At 75.8% G+C, this 21,739-nt stretch carries 21 protein-coding genes; 9 read left to right on the forward strand and 12 right to left on the reverse strand.

The features are described from left to right. Positions 1-66: 66 nt before the first annotated feature. The gene (locus tag LG943_RS12115; protein WP_270072351.1) at positions 67-1,134 is read right to left on the reverse strand and encodes an Rv2578c family radical SAM protein; all 1,068 of its coding nucleotides are present in this window, start codon (positions 1,132-1,134) and stop codon (positions 67-69) included. 765 nt (positions 1,135-1,899) lie between these two features. Between LG943_RS12115 and LG943_RS12120 the strand changes: the two genes are divergently transcribed. Further along, positions 1,900-4,026, forward strand: coding sequence for a prolyl oligopeptidase family serine peptidase (locus LG943_RS12120; RefSeq protein ID WP_270072352.1), 2,127 nt, complete (start codon positions 1,900-1,902; stop codon positions 4,024-4,026). 24 nt (positions 4,027-4,050) lie between these two features. Here LG943_RS12120 and LG943_RS12125 read toward each other — a convergent pair whose 3' ends face one another. Continuing rightward, positions 4,051-5,451, reverse strand: a complete 1,401-nt coding sequence (locus LG943_RS12125; RefSeq protein ID WP_270072353.1) for a DUF1266 domain-containing protein — start codon at positions 5,449-5,451, stop codon at positions 4,051-4,053. 214 nt (positions 5,452-5,665) lie between these two features. Then, on the reverse strand, positions 5,666-6,517 hold the full coding sequence (locus tag LG943_RS12130) for a metallophosphoesterase family protein (protein WP_270072354.1): 852 nt from the start codon (positions 6,515-6,517) through the stop codon (positions 5,666-5,668). Positions 6,518-6,685: 168 nt separating this feature from the next. Between LG943_RS12130 and LG943_RS12135 the strand changes: the two genes are divergently transcribed. Together LG943_RS12135 and LG943_RS12140 are read left to right on the forward strand one after the other, a co-directional pair. Further along, positions 6,686-7,558, forward strand: a complete 873-nt coding sequence (locus LG943_RS12135; RefSeq protein WP_270072355.1) for a helix-turn-helix domain-containing protein — start codon at positions 6,686-6,688, stop codon at positions 7,556-7,558. Then, positions 7,509-8,066 carry a TIGR03086 family metal-binding protein gene (locus LG943_RS12140; protein WP_270072356.1) on the forward strand — a complete coding sequence of 186 codons (558 nt, stop codon included), beginning with the start codon at positions 7,509-7,511 and terminating at the stop codon, positions 8,064-8,066. Before LG943_RS12135 ends, LG943_RS12140 begins: the two co-directional genes overlap by 50 nt. A 43-nt stretch (positions 8,067-8,109) precedes the next feature. Here LG943_RS12140 and LG943_RS12145 read toward each other — a convergent pair whose 3' ends face one another. From LG943_RS12145 to LG943_RS12155, 3 genes are read right to left on the reverse strand one after another with little or no spacing between them, the layout of a single operon-like run. Further along, positions 8,110-8,577, reverse strand: coding sequence for a MarR family winged helix-turn-helix transcriptional regulator (locus LG943_RS12145; RefSeq protein WP_270072408.1), 468 nt, complete (start codon positions 8,575-8,577; stop codon positions 8,110-8,112). Positions 8,578-8,582: 5 nt separating this feature from the next. Next, complete coding sequence (locus tag LG943_RS12150) at positions 8,583-9,242, reverse strand: alpha/beta hydrolase (protein ID WP_270072357.1); 660 nt, start codon at positions 9,240-9,242, stop codon at positions 8,583-8,585. Between the two features lie 12 nt (positions 9,243-9,254). Then, entirely contained in the window at positions 9,255-10,235 is a 981-nt protein-coding gene (locus LG943_RS12155; RefSeq protein WP_270072358.1) for a ring-cleaving dioxygenase, read from the reverse strand. Positions 10,236-10,471: 236 nt separating this feature from the next. On the opposite strand from LG943_RS12155, the gene LG943_RS12160 reads away from it, so the two are divergent. Continuing rightward, on the forward strand, positions 10,472-10,759 hold the full coding sequence (locus LG943_RS12160) for a hypothetical protein (protein WP_270072359.1): 288 nt from the start codon (positions 10,472-10,474) through the stop codon (positions 10,757-10,759). Between the two features lies 1 nt (position 10,760). On the opposite strand, the gene LG943_RS12165 is transcribed toward LG943_RS12160, so the two are convergent. Beyond that, positions 10,761-11,387 (reverse strand): VanZ family protein, encoded by a 627-nt coding sequence (locus LG943_RS12165; protein ID WP_270072360.1) that lies wholly within the window; start codon positions 11,385-11,387, stop codon positions 10,761-10,763. 39 nt (positions 11,388-11,426) lie between these two features. Further along, on the reverse strand, positions 11,427-12,713 hold the full coding sequence (locus tag LG943_RS12170) for a serine hydrolase domain-containing protein (protein ID WP_270072361.1): 1,287 nt from the start codon (positions 12,711-12,713) through the stop codon (positions 11,427-11,429). 209 nt (positions 12,714-12,922) lie between these two features. Here LG943_RS12170 and LG943_RS12175 point away from each other — a divergent pair, with 209 nt between their 5' ends. From LG943_RS12175 to LG943_RS12185, 3 genes are read left to right on the forward strand one after another with little or no spacing between them, the layout of a single operon-like run. Beyond that, complete coding sequence (locus LG943_RS12175; RefSeq protein WP_270072362.1) at positions 12,923-13,618, forward strand: response regulator transcription factor; 696 nt, start codon at positions 12,923-12,925, stop codon at positions 13,616-13,618. Then, on the forward strand, positions 13,611-14,714 hold the full coding sequence (locus LG943_RS12180; RefSeq protein ID WP_270072363.1) for a sensor histidine kinase: 1,104 nt from the start codon (positions 13,611-13,613) through the stop codon (positions 14,712-14,714). Before LG943_RS12175 ends, LG943_RS12180 begins: the two co-directional genes overlap by 8 nt. A 50-nt stretch (positions 14,715-14,764) precedes the next feature. Continuing rightward, entirely contained in the window at positions 14,765-14,986 is a 222-nt protein-coding gene (locus LG943_RS12185; protein ID WP_270072364.1) for a hypothetical protein, read from the forward strand. A 63-nt stretch (positions 14,987-15,049) separates the two neighbouring features. Here LG943_RS12185 and LG943_RS12190 read toward each other — a convergent pair whose 3' ends face one another. Both LG943_RS12190 and pgi read right to left on the reverse strand, forming a co-directional pair. Then, positions 15,050-15,649: a histidine phosphatase family protein gene (locus LG943_RS12190; RefSeq protein ID WP_270072365.1), complete on the reverse strand. Its 600-nt coding sequence runs from the start codon at positions 15,647-15,649 to the stop codon at positions 15,050-15,052. Between the two features lie 131 nt (positions 15,650-15,780). Further along, positions 15,781-17,442, reverse strand: a complete 1,662-nt coding sequence (pgi, locus tag LG943_RS12195; protein WP_270072366.1) for a glucose-6-phosphate isomerase — start codon at positions 17,440-17,442, stop codon at positions 15,781-15,783. A gap of 315 nt (positions 17,443-17,757) precedes the next feature. On the opposite strand from pgi, the gene LG943_RS12200 reads away from it, so the two are divergent. Next, on the forward strand, positions 17,758-19,110 hold the full coding sequence (locus LG943_RS12200; RefSeq protein WP_270072367.1) for a dihydrolipoyl dehydrogenase family protein: 1,353 nt from the start codon (positions 17,758-17,760) through the stop codon (positions 19,108-19,110). 423 nt (positions 19,111-19,533) lie between these two features. Further along, the gene (locus tag LG943_RS12205) at positions 19,534-20,397 is read left to right on the forward strand and encodes a hypothetical protein (RefSeq protein WP_270072368.1); all 864 of its coding nucleotides are present in this window, start codon (positions 19,534-19,536) and stop codon (positions 20,395-20,397) included. Here the strand turns inward: LG943_RS12205 and LG943_RS12210 are convergent. After that, on the reverse strand, positions 20,373-20,672 hold the full coding sequence (locus LG943_RS12210) for a DUF6221 family protein (RefSeq protein ID WP_270072369.1): 300 nt from the start codon (positions 20,670-20,672) through the stop codon (positions 20,373-20,375). The two genes, LG943_RS12205 and LG943_RS12210, sit on opposite strands and share 25 nt — an antisense overlap. 126 nt (positions 20,673-20,798) lie before the next feature. Then, positions 20,799-21,620, reverse strand: a complete 822-nt coding sequence (locus LG943_RS12215) for a glutamate ABC transporter substrate-binding protein (protein WP_270072370.1) — start codon at positions 21,618-21,620, stop codon at positions 20,799-20,801. Positions 21,621-21,739 lie beyond the last annotated feature (119 nt).

Consider the following 21,739-nt stretch of genomic DNA (forward strand, 5'->3'; position numbering starts at 1 on the left):
ACGGTCCGTCCCCGTCGCGTCGCGGCCTCTCCGCCTGGTGCGGGGAGGCCGTCGGTGTCGCGGGGGTCAGATGAGGGCGAGCTGCTCGGTGCGGGGTTCGGCCGGGGCGGGCGGGGCGGGGCGGTGGTCGGCGGATCCGGCGGGGCGGGTCAGGCCGTGGCGGCGGGCGGAGTCGCGGACGCGGGCGGCGACCAGGGCGCGGTAGGGCTTGGGGGCGTAGGCGCCGCGGCGGTACAGCTCGCGGTAGCGCGGCACCAGCCGGGGGTGCTCGCGGGCCAGCCAGGCGAGGTACCACTCGCGGGCGCCGGGGCGCAGGTGCAGGGTGATGGGGGTGACGCTCGCGGCCCCGGCGGCGGCGATCGCGGCGACCGTGGCGTCGATCTGGTCGGGGGAGTCGGTGAGGCCGGGCAGGATCGGGGCCATCAGCACCGAGCAGCGCAGGCCGCGGTCGGCGCACCGGCGGACGACGTCGAGGCGGCCGGCGGGCCGGGGGGTGCCGGGTTCGGCCGAGCGCCATACGGATTCGTCGAGGGAGCCGACCGACACCGCCAGGCCGACGTCGGTGACCCGCGCGGCCTGTTCGAGGAGGGGGAGGTCGCGCAGGATGAGCCGGCCCTTGGTGAGGATGGAGAAGGGGTTGGCGAAGTCGCGCAGCGCGGTGATGATCTGGGGCATCAGGCGGTAGCGGCCCTCGGCCCGCTGGTAGGGGTCGGTGTTGGTGCCCATGGCGATGGGGTGGCCGCCCCAGCGGGGGTGGGCGAGTTCGCGGCGCAGGAGTTCCCCGGCGTTGACCTTGACCATGATCTTGGTGTCGAAGTCGTGGCCGGGGTCAAGGTCGAGGTAGGTGTGGGTGCGGCGCGCGAAGCAGTAGACGCAGGCGTGGCCGCAGCCCCGGTAGGGGTTGACGGTCCATTGGAAGGGGACCTGGGACTCCCCCGGCACGCGGTTGATGATGGAGCGGGCGCGGATCTCGATCGCGACCGGTGAGGCGCCCGAACCCGCCTGAATGGGGCCGGGTCCGGGCGCGGACAGCCCGGCGCGGCCGGTGCCCCGGTCGGGATCGGCGGGTGCCACGGCCGCGCGGTCGAAGAGCGCGGGGGCGGCGGAGTCGTCGCGGAGTCCTTCCCATCGCATGCCTTCATTCGAACACAGGTTCGAGTCGTTGTCCAGCGAAAACCCGACAAAGAACAGGGAAGCCGGGGCCGCGCCGAGGGGGGTCGCGAGGGCCGGACGCCCGGCGGCGCGGGGGTTTCCGGGCGTCGGCGGCGGCCTTTGACACCGGGGGCGGGGACGACTTCACTGGGCAGCGGAACGGACACCGTGTGAGGAAGGAGACAATCATGTACGAACTTCCCGGTCTGATCTTCGTCGGATGGGCGTTCATCGCCGACGAGGTCCTGCACGTCGAAGGCTGGCGCGGCGAACTCCTCGAAGGGGACCTGGGCTAGCGCCCACGCCACGTCTCTACGGTCATCCATCCGTCCGGGGTCCGCGGGAGCCACCCGCCGGGCCTCTTTTTGTTTTCCGCCCGGGAATTCCGATTTCCGGTTGGTTCTACGTTCTCTGCTCTTTTCCGGTTTAAATGGGGTTGCGCGGCATTTGCCCACCCCGCGGTTGACATTCGATTCGCGGTCCCATTCACTGGTCCGCACAGTGTCCGCCCGGCGCCCGCCCCGGTGGAGGGAGTCCGCGTTTGCCCGGTCCGTCCAGCGGAAACCCGCTCGCCCGCCGCTCCTGCGACCCTCACCCGCGCGCCCGGGAATCTTGCCGCGAAAAGGCCGGGCTCGGCTGAGCCTTTCGGCGCGGCGCGGACCGCCGCCCATCCGCGTGTTCCGTCCTTTTCCGGGACCGCCGCCCTTCGCCGAGCGCGTTTTCCCGCACCCACCACAGGAGGCATCCGTGGCCGTTTCCGATTCCGACCGCGTGGCGATGCGGCCGCCCGCCCCCCGGCGCGGCGACGACACCGACCGCATCCACGGGCGCGTGGTCGCCGACCCCTTCCGCTGGCTGGAGGACGACTCCACCCCCGAGTGCGCCGAGTGGCTGGCCGGCCAGGCCGCGCTGCTGGAACGCCACCGCGCCACCTGGCCGCTGCGCGAGGCCCTCCACCGCGACCTCACCGGGCTGACCGGGGTCGGCGCCCTGACCGTGCCCGTCTCCTCACCTCCGGTGCTGCGGCGCGGCCGCCGGTTCTACCTGCGCCGCGCCCCCGGCCAGGAGCTGCCCGTGCTCATGGTGGCCGACCCCGGCGCCGCGCCTCGCGTACTGGTCGACCCGCTGGCGCTGGACCCCGGCGCCCGCACCACCCTGGACTCCTGGCGGCCGTCGTGGAACGGCGCCGTGCTGGCCTACCAGGTCTCCAGCGGCGGCAGCGAGCGCCCCGAGCTGCGCCTGCTGCGCGTCGCCGACGGCACTCCGGTGGACTCCCCCATCCCGCTGGCGCGGCCCACGCCCGTGGCGTGGCTGCCCACCGGCCTGGGGTTCCACTACACGCTGCCCGACTCCGAGGGCGGGCGCCGGGTGCTGCTGCACCGGCTGGGCACCGACCCCGCCGACGACGAGACCGTCTTCGCCACCGACCGCCCGCACCTGGCGATCAAGTCCGCCCCCGCCCGGCCGTGGCTGATGATCACCACCTCCAGCGGGGTGACCTCCGGCAACACGCTGCTGGTGGTGCCCGAGCCCGGCGCCCGGCCGCGCGTGCTGCACGACGGCGACCGCGACGGCGCGCGGGCGGTGCTGAAGTTCGGGCCCGGCCCGCTGGTCCTGGCCGTCACCGACCTCGACGCCCCGTTCGGGCGGGTCTGCGCGGTCGACCCCGACGACCCGGCGGCCCGGTCCTGGCGGACGCTGATCCCCGAGGAGCCCGGCGCGGTGCTCGACGACGCCGTGCCGCTGCTGGACCCCGACACCGGTGCGCCGTGCCTGCTGGTGAACCGCACCCGGCAGGGGCTGAGCGAGCTGGCGCTGCACGGCCACGACGGCGCCCGCGTGTGTGATGTCCCCGTGCCGGGGTCCGGGTCGGTCCGCCGCATGGCCGCGCCGCCCGACTCCGACCGGGCGTGGTTCGCCTACACCGACTTCGTGACCCCGCCGACCGTGTACCGGTTCGACCTGCGGGAGCGGCGGTGCGTGCCCGAGCCGGTCGAGGGCGCCCCGCCCGCACCCGCCGCCGAGGGCGGCGACGGCGGTGGCGCGGCGGCGGCCGCGCCGCAAGTGCGCCAGGTGGTCTACACCGCCGCCGACGGCACCCGGGTGGGCATGCACCTGGTGTTCTCCGGCGACCCGGCCGACGGCCCCCGGCCCGCCGTGCTCACCACCTACGGCGGGTTCGGCGCCTCCAGCGTGCCCGGCTACTCCCCCACCATCCTGGCGTGGGTGCGCGCGGGCGGAGTCTACGCCGTGGCGGGGGTGCGCGGCGGCGGCGAGGGCGGCACCGCCTGGCACGCGGCGGGCAGCGGCACCAACAAGCCCACGGCCATCGCCGACTTCCTGGCCGCCGCCGAGTGGCTGGTGGACCAGGGCTGGACCGCGCCCGACCGCCTGGCCGTCAAGGGCGCCTCCCACAGCGGGCTCATGGCCGCCGCCGCGATCACCGCGCGCCCCGACCTGTTCGCGGCGGCCGTGGTGTCCGACGCCCTCACCGACATGGTGCGCTACCCCGGTTTCGGGCTGGGCCGGATGTGGCGCGAGGAGTTCGGCACGGCCGATGACCCCGACCAGCTCGACACCCTGCTGTCCTACTCCCCCTACCACCGGGTGCGGCCGGGCGCCGGCTACCCGGCGGTGCTGCTGACCTGCCCGCGCACCGACGCCCGGGTGGACTCCATGCACACCCGCAAGCTGACGGCGGCGCTCCAGGACGCCGCGGCGGCCACCCCGGGCGCCCGCCCGGTGCTGCTGCGGTGCGAGTCCGACGTGGGCCACGGCATGCGCTCGGCGTCGCGGTGGATCGCCCTCCAGGCCGACGTGCTGGCGTTCTGCGCGGCGCACACGGGGCTGGGCGGCGGCGACACCGGGCGGTGAGGGCCCGGGCCGCGCCCCCGGCGGCTACCAGTCGCGCTGGAGCGGGTGGTGCCAGTCGACGATGTTCCAGGGGCTGCGCACGTCGGTGCGCAGCTTCTCGTACGCCTTCTCGAACCGGTCCTGGTTGTCGGGGGTGCCGCCGGCCCACAGGCGGCGCCCGCTGAGGTAGTAGCCGGCCATCTCGGTCCAGGAGTCGTAGTGGCGCTGGATGTCGCGCGCCAGCGGCAGCATGCGCTCCCAGCAGTACTCCTCGGTGAACCACCCCGCCTGGTGGCCCCACCGGTACAGCATCATGGCGCGGGCGTAGTCCCAGATCATGTGCTTGTTGGCGACGTGGGCGGCGGGGTGGCCCGCCAGCAGGGCGACCCGGTCGGCCTCCTCCCGCGCGAACGCGGGGTCGGTGGCGAGCTGGGTGAGCAGGTGCCCGATCTCGGCGAGGGCGGGGGAGTCGGGGTTGCCGGGCTGGGGCCGCAGCCCGGCGACGAAGGCGTCGTAGAGGCGGGCGTGGTGCTGGCCTTCGGCGCCGTGGCGCAGGAACAGCAGCCGGCGCACGGCGCCGTCGAGCGGCTCGGCGCCGAACCGGTCGCCGGCGGCGAGCCGGTCGGCGATCCAGGCGAGCAGGTTGGCGTGCTCGTCGCGGACGGGCTGGGGCAGGGCGGCCACGGCCGCGCTCTGGGAGAAGTCCTCGCGGTGGCCGTGGGCGATGAGCGACTCGACGTTGGCCAGGAGCTGGTCGGCGGTCTCGGTGGACCACGCGGAGGCCAGGATCCGCTTGGCGGTGACGGCGTCCAGTGCCCGCCCGGCGGAGGTCTCGGCGCTGAAGCGGTCCAACTGCTGGCCGTTGACCTCGGCGAACACCGCGTAGGTGCCCATGATCCACCACTGGGTGGGGGTCAGCGTGCTGCCGTAGGTGCCGATGCCGCGCACGTCGGTGGCCGAGAACAGCTCCCAGAAGAGCTGGCGCAGCCGCAGGGCGGCGGCCTCCTCGCGCTGGCGGAAGGTGGCCAGTTCCTTGTTGATCCCGCCGCCGCGGAAGATCAGCTTGATCTCGCCGTCGCCGGGCTGGAGGAACATGTACTCGGGGCGGACGGCGTGGAAGGGCAGCAGCGCCTTCTTGTAGGCCACGGTCTGGCGCAGCAGCCGCACCTCGAACCCGGGGCGCCGGTTGGCCCAGCCGAACAGGGCGAGGAACACCATGCCCACGGCCAGGGCGCTCATGGCGATCTCGCCGGGGCCGACGAACGCGACGACCAGGGCGGTGAGCAGCCCGGCGATCCCGGCGAGCATGAGCAGCATGGTGGACGCCGCCCAACTGGTGAACAGGCCGGGCACCTTGACGATGCTCTTGTCCTGGTCGAAGTAGAAGTCGTTCTCGGCGAGGGTGCCCTTGACGGTCGCCTCAAGCTGTTCGATCTGGTTGGCCATTGCGGTGCGCTTTCCACCTTGTGGAGGGAGGTCCCAAAAGGGGGGAGCAGGGAAGGGACGCGGACGTGGCGCTGCCCGCCGCGCGCGGTCGTGCCGCGGCTGCGGGGCGTGGTGGCACCTCTGACGCGGGTGACCGCCCGATGGTTGCACACCGTCCGCAATACGCCGACCGAAACCCCCCTGCCCGGACCGCCCACGGCGCGTCGGCGGCGGGTCAGTCGCCGCCGGGCGCGGGCAGGACCACCTGGAGCCGGTCGGCGGGGACGGGCCGGCGCCGCCACTCGCGGGGGTAGCCCAGCGACACCTCCTGGAAGCGCACGCCGTCGTAGTGGGTGGTGCGAGGGATGTGCAGGTGGCCGTAGACCACGGCGGCGGCGTTGTACTTGGTGTGCCAGTTGGCGGTGTGCACGGTGCCGCACCACTGCGCGAACTCCGGGTACCACAGCACGTCGGTGGGTTCGCGCACCAGCGGCCAGTGGTTGACCAGGACGGTGGGGCCGGAGATCTCGGCCAGCCGCCGCTCGGAGTACTCCAGGCGGGCGCGGCACCAGTCCTCCCGCTCGGGGTAGGGGTCGGGGTGCAGCAGGTACTCGTCGGTGCACACCACCCCGGTGCCGCGCGCGTAGGCCAGCCCCTCCTCCTTGGTGGCGGTGCCCGGCGGGTGGAAGGTGTAGTCGTAGAGCGTGAACAGCGGGGCCACGGTCACCGGCCCGCCGGCGCCGCGCCACACCGGGAACGGGTCCTCGGGGGTGTGCACGCCCAGGCCGCGGCACAGCTCGACCAGGTGCTCGTAGCGCTCCACGCCGCGGGTCTGGCCGGGGTCGCGCGGGGTGGTCCACAGCTCGTGGTTGCCGGGCACCCACACGACCTCGGCGAACCGCTCGCGCAGCAGGCCCAGGGCGGACGCCACGTCGGCGGGGATCTCGGCGACGTCGCCGGCCACGATCAGCCAGTCGCCCGGCGACCGGGGCCGCAGGCCGTCGAGGACGTCGCGGTTCTCCCCGTGGGAGACGTGCAGGTCGCTGATGGCGAGCAGGCGCGGCTGCGCCTCGCTGGGTCCGGGCATGTGCGCTGTGCTCCCCCTGTGCCGTGCGCGGGTCATCCGACCCAGTGTGCGGTACGGCCCCCGGTGCCGCCACCGCCGGGACCGGGGTCGGCCGCCCGGGCGGCGGGTGCCTAGAGTGGAGGCGGCGGCGCATGCCCGCCGACCTGCGACGGGAGCGAAGGGAGCACGGTGACCCGGTACGCGATCGCCCCGCCGCCCGGCGACCTCGCCGGGGTGCTGCGGCTGTCCTGGACGGCGCGCATCAGCGGCCCGCAGCGGCTGGTGCCCGACGGCTGCGTGGACGTGCTGTGGATCGCGGGCCGGCGGCTGGTGGTGTGCGCGCCCGAGACCACCGGCTGGACCTTCGAGCTGCCGCCGGACACCCCGGCGGTGGGGGTGCGGTTCCGGCCGGGCCGGGCGGGCGCCGTGCTGGGCATGGACGTCCCCGCCGCGCTGAACCGGCGGGTGGAGCTGGCCGACCTGCTGGGGGCGCGCGCCGAGCGGCTGCTGCGCGACCGCCTGGAGGCGGTCGGGGCCGCGCCGCGGGAGCAGGTGGCGGCGCTGGAGGGGTTCGTGCGGCGGCGGGCGGAGCGCGCGCCGGCGGCCGACCCGGTGGCCGGTGCGGCGGCGGAGCTGCTGGCGGCCGACCCCGCCGCCACGGTCGACGCGATCGCCGCCGCCGCGGGGGTCAGCGGGCGCCAGGTGCACCGGGCGTGCGTGGCGGCGTTCGGCTACGGCCCCTCGGTGCTGCGGCGGATCCTGCGCCTTCAGCGGTTCCTGCGCCTGGCCCGCCACCCGGGGGCGCCGGCCGACCTGGCGGGGCTGGCGCACCTGGCCGGGTTCACCGACCAGTCGCACCTGTACCGCGAGGCCCGCGCGATCGGCGGCGCCCATCCCGCCGAGCTGGCGGGGCGCCGCGCGGGGCCGGCGGGCGCGGCGCTGGGCGGCGGGGTGCTGCCCGTGTCCGATCCGTACACGACACCGCCGCGGGCGGGGCGGGAGGCTGGCATCCATGACGACCACCACCGACATCGGCGAGCGCTACCGCGCTCGCGCCGCTGAGTTCACCCGCCGGGTCGAGAATGTGCCCCCGGACCGGTGGGACTCCCCGTCGCCGTGCGCCGGGTGGAGCGCGCGCGACGTGCTGCGGCACATGATCGACAACCACCGGATGCTGCCCGGCTGGGGCGGGCTGGAGGTGGAGCTGACCGCCTCGGTCGAGGACGACCCGGTCGGCGCCTGGCGCGAGGCCCGCGACGCCGTGCAGGCGCTGCTGGACGACCCGGCGAAGGCCGCCGTGGAGTACGACGGCTACCTGGGCCGCACGAGCGTGGGCGCCACCCTGGACCGGTTCCTGGGGATCGACCTGGTGGTGCACGCCTGGGACCTGGCGCGCGCCACCGGGCAGGACGAGACCATGCCGGCGCAGGACGTGGCGTGGGTGCACGAGACCGCGCTGGCGCTGGGCGACAACCTGCGCGGTGAGGGCGTGTGCGGCCCGGCGGTGGAGGTGCCGGAGTCGGCCTCGCCGCAGGAGCGGATGCTGGCCTACCTGGGCCGCCGGCCCTGAGGCGGGGGCGGGGGCGGGGCCGCCGCGCGGTCCCGCCCCCGGTTCAGGGCGCGTCGTCGTCGGGCTCCAGGGCGCGCATGATGGCGCCCAACTGCTGGATCTGCTCGGGGGTCAGCCGGTCGAAGACCCGGTCGCGCACGAGCGTGGCGTGGCCGGGCGCGGCGGCCTCCAGCAGGGCGCGGCCGTCGTCGGTGAGGACCGCCCAGGCGCCGCGGCGGTCCTCCTCGCAGGTTTCGCGCCGCACGAAGCCGGCGCGCTCCAGCCGGGCGATCTGGTGGGAGAGCCGGCTCTTGGACACGATGACGCTGTCGGCCAGCAGCCGCATGCGCATGCGCGACTCCGGCGACTCCGACAGGGTGACGAGGATTCCGTACTCGACCAGGCTGAGCCCGTTGCTGGCCTGGAGGTCGTGGTCGAGCAGGCGCTCGATGCGGGAGTAGGCGCGCAGGAGGCTGCGCCACGTGGCCTGCTCCTGCGCGTTGAGCCACCTGATGGCGTCCATGGCCGCCATCGTACTCACCCGGCCCGCCCCGGCCGGGGGTCTTGCCCGCCCAGGCCGGAGGTGTCCAGCCAGTCGCGGGCGGCGGCCAGCACGGGGGCGGGCAGGGCGTGGCCGCCGGGGTGCTCGGCCAGGCGCACGTCGGCGCCGCGCGCGCCGAGCTGGTCGGCGAGCAGCCGCGCCTGGTCGATGGGGGTGACGGGGTCGGCGCGGCCGGCGCCGAGGAACACCCGGGTGCCGGTGAGGTCGACCTGGTCGGGTTCGCGGCCCTGGAGGGGCGCGGCGGCGGCCAGCAGCACCGCGCCGGCCAGCAGGCCGGGGCGCAGCAGCAGCGTGGCGGCGGCGATGTTGGCGCCGTTGGAGAACCCGACCGCCACCAGGTCCTGGTGGGCGATGCCGCGCTCGGCGGCGGCGTCGGTGACGAAGTCGGCCAGCTCGTGGGTGCGGGCGATGACGTCGTCGACGTCGAAGACGCCTTCGCGCAGCCGGCGGAACCACCGGTTGGCGCCGTTCTCGCTGACCCGGCCCCGGGGCGACAGCAGCGCCGCGCCCGGGGCCAGCGTGCGGCCCAGGTCGAGCAGGTCGTGCTCGTCGGCGCCGGTGCCGTGCAGCAGGAGCAGCGCGGGGCGCCCCGGCTCGGTGGCGGGCAGGAACACGTGGTGGAACGGGGTGCTCACGGTTGGCTCCTGTTACTCCTGGGCGGCGGCTGCGGGGCCGTCGGCGGGGCCGACGCGCAGTTCGGGCAGGTGGCGCTCGATCTGGGCGCGGTTGGGCTCCAGCCACGGCGGGAGCTTGAGGGCGCGGCCCAACTGGAGCAGCGGCTCGTCGTAGTCGAACCCGGGGCCGTCGGTGGCGATCTCCAGCAGCACGCCGCCGGGCTCGCGGAAGTAGATGGAGGTGAAGTAGGAGCGGTCGCGGATCTCGGTGACGCCGACGCCCTCCTCGGCGAGGCTGCGCTGCCAGCCGACCTGGGTGGGCTGGTCGGGGGCGCGGTAGGCGACGTGGTGGACGGTGCCGGCCGCCACGAGCCCGCGCCGGGCGCGGGGGTCGGCGAGGACGTCCACGACGGTGCCGACGCCTTCGGCGGACTTGGTGGTGTGGAAGCGGTAGCGGTTGCCGGTCTCGGCGGCGAGGTGGAAGCCGAGGGTACCGCTGAGCATGTCGGCGGTGCCCTCCAGGTCGTGCTCGGTGAGGGTGACCGCGCGGATGCCGCGGATGGCGTGCTCGACGGGCACCGCGCCGCCGTCCCAGGGGTCGGTGTCGTGGTGGTCGGCGCTGGCGACGAGTTCGATGAGCAGGCCGTCGGGGTCGCGCAGGGCCAGCACGTCCTCCTCCAGCCGCTCGGCGGGCCGGGTGGCCTCCACGCCGAGGGAGGCGAGGTGGCGCTGCCACCAGCCCAGGGAGCCCTCGGGCACGGAGAAGGAGGTGGTGGTGGCCTGCCCGGCGCCGATGCGGCCGCGGGGGGCGTCGGGCCAGGGGAAGAAGGTCATGACGGTGCCGGGGTTGCCCGCGCGGTCGCCGTAGTAGAGGTGGTAGGTGTCGGGGGCGTCGAAGTTCACCGTCTTCTTGACCAGGCGCATGCCCAGCGCGTTGAGGTAGAAGTCGGCGTTGGCCTGGGGGTCGCTCGCGATCGCGGTGACGTGGTGGATCCCCGCGGGGCGCACATCCATGGTGGGGCCTCTCGTGTGTGGTGGTGTCGCCGTCATCGGCCACCAACAGTTGAAATTTAAACTATATTCCGAGACGGCGCCAGGGGGGCGGGAACCGAAGAAGAGGGCGGGGGATCCGCGGAACGGCCGGGGGGGGCCGGGGTGGGGGTCGGGGAAGCGGACCGGCGGAAGGTCTCGCTACCATCCCCTCGCACCGCGCGGAAAGGCGCGCACCCCTCGTGTCAAAGGAGACACCCATGGCCGACAGCAACGGACGCCGCGCCCTGCTGAAGGGAGCCGTCGCGGCGGCGGCCGTCGCCGGATCGCTCGACCCGTTCAACACCCTGGCGGCCCGGGCGGGCCGCTCGGGTTCGGGCTGCAAGAAGGGCGGCAAGGTGCCGTCGAACCCGGGCGGAGGCGAAGAGGAGAGCGAGAGCCCCGAGGCCCGCAGCGGCCGCTCGCGCCCCGCCCCGCTGGCCGCGTCCGCCGCCTCGCGGCGCGCCTTCATGACCGGCGCCGCCCGCGCACCGCGCGCGTCCCGTTAGGTCACCGACGGGGCGGTCCACCGGCGAGGGGCCGGACCTCCCGCCGGTGACGGCCCGACGGCACTCCGCCTGGCGCCGCTCCGGCCGTGGTGCGCCACCAGCGGCGCGACGCCAGTGCGGCCAGTGCGGCTCCGGCGGCGTTGACCAGGACGTCGTCCACCGAGGACACCCGGTCCAGCCGCAGGACGTACTGCGCGGTCTCGACCAGGACCGAGCAGCCCGCCCCGAGCGCCAGGACGCGCGGCACCGACGCCACCGCCGCGAACCGCATCGGGGCGAAGAACCCCAGCGCCGCGAACACCAGCAGGTTGCCGCCGATCTGGACCGCCACCGTCACGGGGGTGTCCGCGAGGATGTCGAGGAGGTCCCGCAGCGGCACCAGGCTCACCCGGGCGGGGGCGGTCTCGGCCCGGCCGCCCGGCAGCAGGATCATCCAGACCCACGGCACCGTCCCGTAGACCATGCCGACCTCGGCCAGCGCCGTCCGCCACGCCGCCGTGGCGCCGGCGGCCCTCCGGCGGAGCACCAGGACCACCACCGCCGACGCGGCCACCGGCAGGGCGGCCGCCGTGACGAGGACGACACCGGTGAACGTACCGAACAGGTGGTGCCACCCCTGGATGATCACGCTGCCTCCGCTTCTCGCCGGGTCTGCCGCCGGATCCCCTCAGCCACCTGCCCCGCCGCCCGGCCCGCCCTCGGGCGCGATCCCGGTGATGGCCTGCGTCTCCTGCCCGATCAGGTCCTGGAGCGGCACGCCGTCGATGTTGCCGAGGATGACGCCGACCCAGCCGGTGTCGGGGTAGACGGTCCAGTTCGCGGCGACGCCGGGGTTGCCTCCGGCGCGCTGGTACTGCCACTGGCCGCCGACGATGGAGACCGGAATCCCGTAGGCGCCGAACGACGCGCCTCTGCGGGGGATCTTGGCCCCGGTGAGCACGTCGGCCCAGGGCCGGTCCAGGAGCGTGCCGTCGCTTAGGCCGCGCGCGAACCGGACCAGGTCCGGCGCGGTGGCGAAGCCGCCGTCCCCGGGGGCGTCGATGAAGGCGCGGCCCGGGTTCTTGCCGAGGACCTCCGAGCGGGGGCTGCCCTTGTCGAGGTTGCGGACGGCGTCGACCTGGCTGCCGTCGGCCAGCGTCATGTACGGATGCGCGATGCGCTCGTCGGTGAGCCACTCCGGCCGGGTGAAAAACGCCGAGCCGGTCATGCCGCAGCGCCCGAAGACGTGCTCCTCGACGTAGTCCCAGTACGTCGTGCCGGCCACGGCCTCCACGATCAGCGCGGTGATGGTGACCTCCGCCTCGGCGTGGGCGGCGCGCGGGGTGCCCGGGGTGCCCACCAGCTCCGCCTGCCGGGCGCGCCGCTCGTAGTACTCGTGCACCTCGTCCCGGCTCTCGAAGACGCGCTCCACGTCCTCGTCCGGGCTGCCCAGCCCGGAGGTGCCCGTCAGCAGGTGGTGGATGTTCACCTTGTCGGCGATGTCCGCGGCGAAGCCGGTCAGGTGGGTGCCCACCGTGTCCGACAGCCCCAGTCTGCCCTGCTGTGCCAGTTGCAGGACGGCCACCGCCGCGAACGGCTTGCCCGCCGAGCTGAGGCTGAACGCGACGTCCTCGTGGTTGGGGATCTCCTTCTTCCTGTCGGCCATGCCGTGGCTGCGCGACAGGACCGTGCGGCCCCGGTGCGACAGCAGCACCACGCCGGAGAATCTGCCCTCGGCGGCCAGCTCCGCCACGTACCGGTCGTAGGCTCCGCCGGGCCGGGTCTCGGGTGGGATGTCGGAGTCGGTGGAGGCCGGGCGGTACCGCCCCGGTTGTCCCGGCTGTCCCGTGGCGGCGGCGTGGCCGGGGCGGGCGCCCGCCGGCGACGCGGCGGCCGCGACCGCGCCGACCGCCGCAAACCCGCCCCACCCGAGCAGCCGCCGCCGGTCGATACCGCGTGCGGAATCCGAGCCCATGACCACGGTCCTTTCCAAATCGACAGACCGACCGCCGCAGGGCCTGCCGCGGTCCACGCCCCACTGAAGCCGGAACACCGTTGCGGCGGCGTATGCGGATTCGGATACGCCCGCGATAGGCCCGCGGCGCACCCCCGGTCCGCCTCGGCGCCGGCGAACGCGGACCGCCGCATACGCCGGCGATACGCGCCTCTGCCTAGGCTTCGAGCATGCGCGTGCTGATCGTGGAGGACGAGCGCTACCTGGCCGAAGCCGTCCGTGACGGCCTCCGGCTGGAGGCGATCGCCGCCGACATCGCGGGTGACGGCGACACCGCTCTGGAGCTGCTGGGCGTCAACGACTACGACATCGCCGTCCTGGACCGCGACATCCCCGGCCCCTCCGGCGACGAGGTCGCCCGGCACATCGTGGCCTCCGGCAGCGGCGTCCCGATCCTCATGCTCACCGCCGCCGACCGGATCGACGACAAGGCGTCGGGGTTCGGGCTCGGCGCCGACGACTACCTCACCAAGCCGTTCGAGCTGCGCGAGCTGGTCATGCGGCTGCGGGCGCTGCACCGCAGGCGCGCGCACGCCCGGCCGCCGGTCCTGGAGGGCGCGGGACTGCGGCTGGACCCCTTCCGCCGGGAGGTCTTCCGCGACGGGCGCTACGTGGCGCTCACCCGCAAGCAGTTCGCCGTGCTGGAGGTCCTGCTGGCCGCCGAGGGCGGTGTCGTCAGCGCCGAGGAACTCCTGGAGCGGGCCTGGGACCAAAACGCCGACCCGTTGACCAACGCCGTGCGCATCACCGTCTCGGCACTGCGCAAACGGCTCGGCGAGCCGCAGGTCATCGCCACGGTGCCCGGTGTCGGCTACCGGATCGGCACCGGAGCCGACCCCGCCCGCCCCGGCGGTCCGCGTGAGTAGGCGCCCGGGGCTCAGCGCCCGCCTCAAGCTCACCCTCAGCTACGCCGGGTTCCTCCTGCTGGCCGGCGGCCTCATGCTGGCCGTGGTGTGGGTGTTCCTGCTGCGCTACGTCCCCGACACCACCCGGGGCCTGCTCGGGGTCGCACCCAACCGCCACGTCCTCGTGCAGGTCTTCGCCCCCGCCGCGGCCGCGGCGCTGGCCTTCCTCCTGCTGTTCGGCCTCCTGGGCGGGTGGGTCCTGGCCGGCCGGATGCTCGCACCGCTGACCCGGATCGCGGACGCGGCCCGGACGGCCGCGAACGGATCGCTGTCCCACCGGATCCGCATGGAGGGGCCCGCCGACGAGTTCCGCGAACTCGCCGACGTGTTCGACACCATGCTCGACCGGCTCGAATCCCACCTCGGTGAGCAGCGGCGGTTCGCCGCGAACGCCTCCCACGAACTCCGCACCCCGCTGGCGGTCTCCCAGGCGCTCCTCGACGTCGCCCGCAGCGACCCCGGACAGGACCGGGGCGAGATCATCGAACGCCTGCACACCGTCAACGCGCGGGCGATCGGCCTCACCGAGGCCCTTCTGCTGCTCACCCGCGCCGAGCGCGGGGACTTCGCCCGCGAGCCCGTCGACCTGTCCCTCGTCGCCGAGGAGGCCGCCGAAACCCTGCTGCCCCTGGCCGAGCGGCGCGGCGTCGCGCTCGACGTCACCGGCGGGAGGACCCGGGCCGTGGGCTCGGCGCCGCTCCTGCTGCGGATGGTGACGAACCTCGTCCAGAACGCGGTCGTCCACAACCTGCCCGCCGGCGGCACCGTGACCGTCCGCACCGAGCAGCGCGCCGACGCGGGCGTGCTGCGGGTCGAGAACACCGGTCACCGGCTCCCGCCGGAACTGGTGCCGACTCTGACCGAACCCTTCCAGCGCGGCACGCAGCGCGTGCGCACCGGCGAGCACGCCGGCGTCGGGCTGGGGCTGGCCATCGTGAGCAGCGTCGTCCGCGCCCACGACGGGACTCTCGACCTGGCGCCCCGCCCCGCCGGCGGGCTCATCGCCACGGTCCGGCTCCCCGCCGCCTCCCCGGCCGTGCGCCCGGAGGTGCGGTGACCTGGCGCGGGGGCTACGGTGGGTGCGGTCACGACGGCGAGGAGGAGTGTGTGGGAGACGGGCGCGGGGTGCACGAAATCCGGTTGGGGGTTTATGCCACCGAGGAGGAGGCCGCGGAGATCAAGCGGCGGATAACCCGGCTGCTGTGCCCCGACCCCGACCACGCGGGGCCGTGCCCGGTGCCGTGGTCGGTGGCGCTGCTGGAGGGTGAAGAGGACGCCTACCCCGAACTGGTGGAGCAGGCGCGCGCCGAGCGCGGCGCCGACCAGTAGGGACGGGTAGGGACGAGACGTTCCGGCCCGCGCTCCCCCGCACCGCGCACCGCCCCGCCCGTCTCACTCCGGTGCCAGGTTCCAGGCGGTGAGCACCGGGCGGTCGTGTTCGAGGCCCAGGCGGCCCACCGCCGCGGTGTCCAGGCGGAACAGCCGGCCGTGGTCGGGCGGCAGGCCCAGCCGCCGGGCGGTGAGCACCCGCAACTGGTGGCCGTGGCCGACCAGCGCGACGTCGCCCGCCTCAGGGTCGGCCAGCAGCGGCGCCACGCGCGCCAGCACCCGGTCGGCGCGGGCGCCGACCTCCTCGACGGTCTCGCCGGGGTGCTCGGCGTCGCCGGGCACCACGCCGTCGCGCCACAGGTACCAGCCGGGCCGCCGGGTGCGGATGTCGGCGGTGGTGATGCCCTCGTACCCGCCGTAGTCCCACTCCATGAGGTCGGGTTCGGCCTCGGCGCCGGTGAGCCCGGCCAGGTCGGCGGTGTGCGACGCCCGGACCAGGGGGCTGGTGAGCACCCGGGCGAAGGGGCGCCCGGCCAGGAGGGGGCGCAGCGAGCGCGCCTGCTCCTCGCCCTCGGGGGTCAGCGGCACGTCGGTGCGCCCGGTGTGCCGGTGCGCGGCGCTCCACTCCGTGCGGCCGTGGCGGATCAGCAGCAGCTCGCCCATGGGGCCTCCCGTGTCGGCTCGGTTCCCGCCCCCTCCTACTGCCCCGCCGAAGGGGCGCCGCAACCCCCGGCCCGCCGGCACCCCGGCCCGCCCGCGTTGCGCGCGGGGCGGGCGGGGTGCGGCCCGGGGCCTCAGCCCGCGCGCAGCGCGCGGTAGCGGCGCACCAGTTCGGCGGTGGAGGAGTCAAGGCCGGGGACCTCCGCGCCCTCGGTCAGGGCCGGCTCGATCCGCTTGGCCAGCACCTTGCCCAGCTCCACGCCCCACTGGTCGAAGGAGTCGATGTCCCAGACCGCGCCCTGCACGAACACCTTGTGCTCGTAGAGCGCCACGAGCTGGCCCAGCACCGAGGGCGTCAGCTCGGGGGCGAGGATGGTGGTGGTGGGCCGGTCGCCGGCGAAGGTGCGGTGCGGCACCTGCTCGGCGGGCACGCCCTCGGCGGCGACCTCTTCGGCGGTCTTGCCGAACGCCAGCGCCTGGCCCTGGGCGAACATGTTGGCCATGAGCAGGTCGTGCTGGGCGCTCAGCTCCGGGCTCAGCTCGGCGGCGGGGCGGGCGAACCCGATCAGGTCGGCCGGCACGAGCTTGGTGCCCTGGTGCAGGAGCTGGTAGTAGGCGTGCTGCCCGTTGGTGCCGGGGGTGCCCCACACCACCGGGCCGGTCTGCCAGGAGACGGGGCGGCCGGCGCGGTCCACCGACTTGCCGTTGGACTCCATGTCGAGCTGCTGGAGGTAGTCGGGGAAGCGGGCGAGGTAGTCGCTGTAGGGCAGCACGGCGTGGGACTGGGCGTCGTGGAAGGACCCGTACCAGATGCCGAGCAGGCCCATCAGCAGCGGGGCGTTGGCCTCGGGCGGCGCGGTGCGGAAGTGGTCGTCCACGGTGCGGAACCCGGCGAGCATCTCGCGGAAGTGCTCGGGGCCGATGGCGGTCATCAGCGACAGCCCGATGGCGGAGTCGTAGGAGTAGCGGCCGCCCACCCAGTCCCAGAACTCGAACATGTTGGCGGTGTCGATGCCGAACTCCGCGACCTTGGCGGCGTTGGTGGAGACGGCGGCGAAGTGCCGGGCCACGGCGGCGGTGTCGCCGCCCAGCCCCGACAGCAGCCAGGCCCGCGCCGAGGTGGCGTTGGTGATGGTCTCCACGGTGGTGAAGGTCTTGGAGGCGACGATGAACAGGGTGCGGGCGGGGTCGAGGCCGCGCAGCGCCTCGTGCATGTCGGCGCCGTCGACGTTGGAGACGAACCGGACGTCCAGGGCGCGCCGGGTGAACGGCTTCAGCGCCTCATAGGCCATGGCGGGGCCGAGGTCGGAGCCGCCGATGCCGATGTTGACGACGGCCTCGATGGGTTCGCCGGTGTGCCCGCGCCACTCCCCCGAGCGCACCCGCTCGGCGAACGCGGACATGCGGTCCAGCACCGCGTGCACGCCGGGCACCACGTCGCGGCCGTCGACCTCGACCACGGCGTCGCGGGGCGCGCGCAGGGCGGTGTGCAGCACGGCGCGGTTCTCGGTGACGTTGATGCGCTCGCCGCGGAACATGGCGTCGCGCAGCTCGGCCACGCCGGTGGCGGCGGCCAGGTCGCGCAGCAGCGCCAGGGTCTCGTCGGTGACCAGGTGCTTGGCGTAGTCGATGTGCAGGTCGCCGACCTGGAGGGTGTAGCGGGCGCCGCGGCCGGGGTCGGCGGCGAACAGGTCGCGCAGGTGCACCTCCCCGAGCTTCGCACGGTGCTCGGCCAGCGCGGCCCACTCGGGCAGCCGGTCCAGGCGGGTGCGGTCGGCGGGGTTGGTCTGGGGCATCGGTGGTCGCTCCTCGCGTCGTTCGTGGACGTCCGGCGGCCGGCCGCGGACCCCGCGGCCGGCCCGCGCGCCGGGCGGGCCTTGCGCGCACTCCTACCCGGCATCATGCACGTTCGCGCCCGCGCGCGGGGCGCGTGCCGGGCGCGTCGGCGCGGCCGGGGGGCGCGGGGTGCGGGAACCGGCACGGCGATCGGGGCGAAACGGTGGAGACCGCCGCACAACCGGCACCCCAAGCCGGGCGTGTCGGCGCCGCGCCCGGCCCGGGGTGGCGTAGGAAGTGAGTCGGCCCCACCGAGCGAGCAGAGGGAGCAGCACATGGAAGAGCGGTTCGACGCCGTCGTGGTCGGCATGGGTCCGGGCGGCGAGGTGGCCGCCTCGCTGCTGCTCGACGCGGGCCTGCGGGTGGCCGTGGTCGAGCGGGAGCTGATCGGCGGCGAGTGCGGGTACTGGGCGTGCATCCCCTCCAAGACGCTGCTGCGCCCGCTGGAGGCGGCGGCCGAGGCGGCGGGGGTGGCGGGGCTGGACCGCCCGGCGCCGGACTGGCCGGCGATGCGCGATTACCGGGACACCATGATCCGCCACCTCAACGACTCCAAGCAGGTCGCGGGCTACACCGACCGGGGCGCGGCGGTGTACAAGGGGGCCGCGCGCGTGGTGGGGCGCGACCCGTGGGTGGTGGAGGTGGAGGGTCGGCGGCTGCGGGCCGACAACGTGGTCGTGGCCACCGGTTCGGCGGCGGCCCGCCCGCCCATCGAGGGCCTGGAGGAGGTGGAGCTGTGGACCAACCGCCAGGCCACCACCCTGGAGGAGATCCCCGAGCGGGCCGTGGTGGTGGGCGGCAGCGCGGTGGGCGTGGAGATGGGCCAGTTCCTGGCGCGCATGGGCTGCGAGGTGACGCTGGTGCAGCGCTCCGGCGCGCTGATGAACCGCGAGGAGCCGAGGGTGGGCGAGCTGGCCGCCGAGCTGCTGCGCAGCGACGGCGTGGTGGTGCGCACGGGCGCCGAGCCGCGGCGGGCGCTGCGCCGGGGCCGCGACAGCGTGCTGGAGCTGGCCGACGGCTCCTCGGTGGTGGGCGACGTGGTGCTGCTGGCGGCCGGGCGGGTGCCCCGGGTGGGCGAGCTGGGCCTGGAGGGCGTGGGCGTGGACACCGGCGGCGCCGGCCTGGCGGTGGACGAGCGCTGCCGGGTGGCGCCCGGGCTGTGGGCGGTGGGCGACGTGACGGGCACGGCGATGTTCACCCACGTCGCCAAGTACCAGGCGCGGGTGGCGGCCGCCAACATCCTGGGGCGCGACCGCACCGCCGACTACACCGGGGTGCCGCGGGTGGTGTTCAGCGACCCCGAGATCGCGGCGGTGGGGCTGACCGCCGAGCAGGCGCGCGCCCGGGGCCTGGACGTGGTGGCGGCCGAGGTGGACCTGCCGGCGGGGCTGGCGCGGCCCTGGACCTATGAGACCGCGCCCACGGGCCGACTCGGCGTGCTGGCCGACCGGGGCGGCCGGGTGCTGGTGGGGGCGTGGGCGGTGGCGCCGCTGGCCGGGGAGTGGATCCACACGGCGGCGCTGGCGATCCGCGAGGGCATCGGCGTGGACCGGCTGCGTGACAGCGTGGCCCAGTTCCCCACCTACAGCGAGGGCTACCTGCTGGCGGTGGAGGCGCTGGACATGTAGCGGACCCCGGCGCGGGGCGGGCCGGCGCGGCGGCGGGCCGCGTAGGCTGGTGCGCCCGCGGGAGTACGGGCGCCGTCGCCCCCGGGATGACGACAGGCGGGGGCGGCGGGCGGCAGACTCGGCGGCACGATGTCGACGGCACGAGGGGCGGTCCCCATGGCAGCCGAAGCGGTGCGGCGCCTGCTGGTCCGCCTGCGCGCGTCCGGCCCGGCCCCGGGCGGGGGCGCGCCGCCGGCGGGACCCGCCTCGCACAAGGGCGCCGCTCCGCCGCCCTCCCCGGGTGCTTCGCCCGCACCAGGGGCTTCGCCCGCCCCGGGCGCACCGCCCTCCGGAGGCGCTTCGGCCAACCCGGGTCCCCCGCCCTCCCCGGGCGCTTCGCCTGCATCAGGTACGCCGCCCGCCCGGGGCGCCTCGGCCGCCCCGGTGGCGGCGGCGCTGTCGGCGCTCACGGCGCTGGGCGCGCTCGGCGCCCTGGGTGCGGCGCGGGCGCTGCCGGCCCGGGTGCGCGTCCCGCCGCCGCGCACTCCCGCGCCCCTGCCGCCGCCCGCGCCGCGCCCGCCGCCCGACAACCGGATGTCGGCGGAGCCGGCGGCCCCCGCCGGCACCGCGCCGGGGCGGGCGGCGCCGCCGCGCGCCCCGGATGCACCGCCCGCCCCGGAACCGCCGCCGGTCCCGGACCCGAAGCGTTCCCCGCGCGTTCCGCGCTCTCCGCGCTTCCCGCGCCTCCTGCCGGTCCTGCGCTCGCTGCCCACCCGGCAGTCCCCCTCCGCCCCGCGTTCCTCCCCCGCGCCGCGCGGCGCCCCCGCGCCGCCGTCCCGGTTCTCCGCGCGGTCCCTGGCCGCCTCGGCCGCGCCGGCGACCTGGTGGCGCCCGGCCGCGCTGTGGGCGCTGCGCGCCGCCGCGCCCGCGCAGGCCGCCGCGCTGCTGGTGGCCGCCGCCACCGCCGGCGCGCCCGGCCCGGGGCCGGCCGCAGAGTGGGCGCCCTGGCCCGGCTGGGCCGGCGCCGTCCTGGGCGCCACGCAGGTGGCACTGGCCGCCGCGATCGCGCTGGGCGCGCCCGCGTCGTGGTGGCCCGCCGTGTTCAGCGCGGCGGTGGCCGCCGGCGGGTGGGCGCAGGCGGCGGTGGCGCCCGCGCTGGGGCCGGGCGGGCCGCTGCTGGTGGGCGCGGTGCTGCTGGCGCCGGGCCTGTGGGTGGCCGTGTGGGCGTGGGGGTGGCACTGGCCGCCGGCCGGCGGCGCGGCGGGGCCGTGCGGCGGCTTGGGTCAGGGCCGCCAGGCGGGGTCGTAGTCGGGGTGGGCCGCGTAGACAGCGGCGAGGTGCTCCAGCGCGCGGCGCCAGGCGTGCAGGGCCGACCACGCGCCGGCGTCGTCGCCGGGCGCGGCGCTGCCGCCGGCCACGGCCGCCATGCAGGCGCGGTGGGTGCTGGTGTAGCCGTGGAGGATGCGGCGCTTGGCGGCGACGTCGGCGCGGGCGCGCTCGGGGCCGCCCGTGGCGGGCGCGGCGGCGTGCGCGGCGCGCTCGTCCTCGGCCAGGCGCGCCGCCAGGAACTCGTCGATCTTCACCCGCTCGGTCTCCCTTCGCCGGCCCGCGCCCGGACCGCACCGCTTCTCCGGCGCGCCGATTGTGCCTGATTCGGCGGCGGTTGTCGCCCCCGGGGACGGGGCGGCGGGCGGGGGCGGTGCGCCGGGTCAGCCGCAGCCCTCGAACTGGGGGACGGTGCGGACCAGGTCCAGGCCGGTGTCGCCGAACCACTTGTCCAGCAGCCGGGAGGCGGTGCCGTCCTGGTACATCTGGGTGACGGCGCGGTTGACGGCCTCGCACCCGGCGACGTCCTCCTTGGCGACCCCGATGCCGTACTTCTCGCTGGTGAAGGGCTCCCCGACCAGGCGGAACGCCGAGGGCGCCTCGGCGAGGTAGCCGGCCAGGATGAGGTCGTCGGTGGAGACCGCGTCGACCACGCCCACTGCCAGCAGGTCGATGCACTCGCTGTAGGTTGCCCGCTCCACGCGCTGGGCGTCGATGCCGCGCTCCTCGATGATCCGGTTGGCGGAGTTGGATCCGGCGCCCTGGCACAGCTTGCGTCCGGCGAGGTCCTCCACGCCCTGGATGTCGGTGTTGTCGGCGCGCACCAGGATGTCCTGGCGGGCGACGTAGTAGGGGCCGCCGAAGTTGACGACGGTCTTGCGCAACTGGGTGATGGAGTAGGTGGCCAGGACCAGGTCGACCTCGTCGTCGATGAGCACGTCCTCGCGCTCCTCGGAGGTGACCTGCACGAACTCCACGTCCTCGCGGGCCACGCCCAGTTCGCCGGCGATGTAGTAGGCGACGTCGACGTCGAACCCGGCGTAGGTGTCGACCCCGGTGCGCAGGCCCAGGCCCGGCTGGTCGCCCTTGACGCCGATGCGCAGGGTCTGGGCGTCGAGGATCGAGGCGTGCTCGCCCGCGGTGACGGCGCACGCGGGCAGCGCGACCGCGAGGACGGCCGCGCAGGCCAGATGGCGCAGCCTCATGTGCGCGCTCACCTCCTGGTGGCGGGCCGCGGCGGTGGTCCGGCCGGTGCCGGCCGCCGCCCCGGCGGTGGGTGGTGTCGGCCGGACGCCCCCGCGTGCGCCGCCGGCCGCGGCGGTCC

The organism is Streptomonospora mangrovi (genome assembly GCF_027604915.1).
Taxonomy (GTDB): Bacteria; Actinomycetota; Actinomycetes; order Streptosporangiales; family Streptosporangiaceae; genus Streptomonospora; species Streptomonospora mangrovi.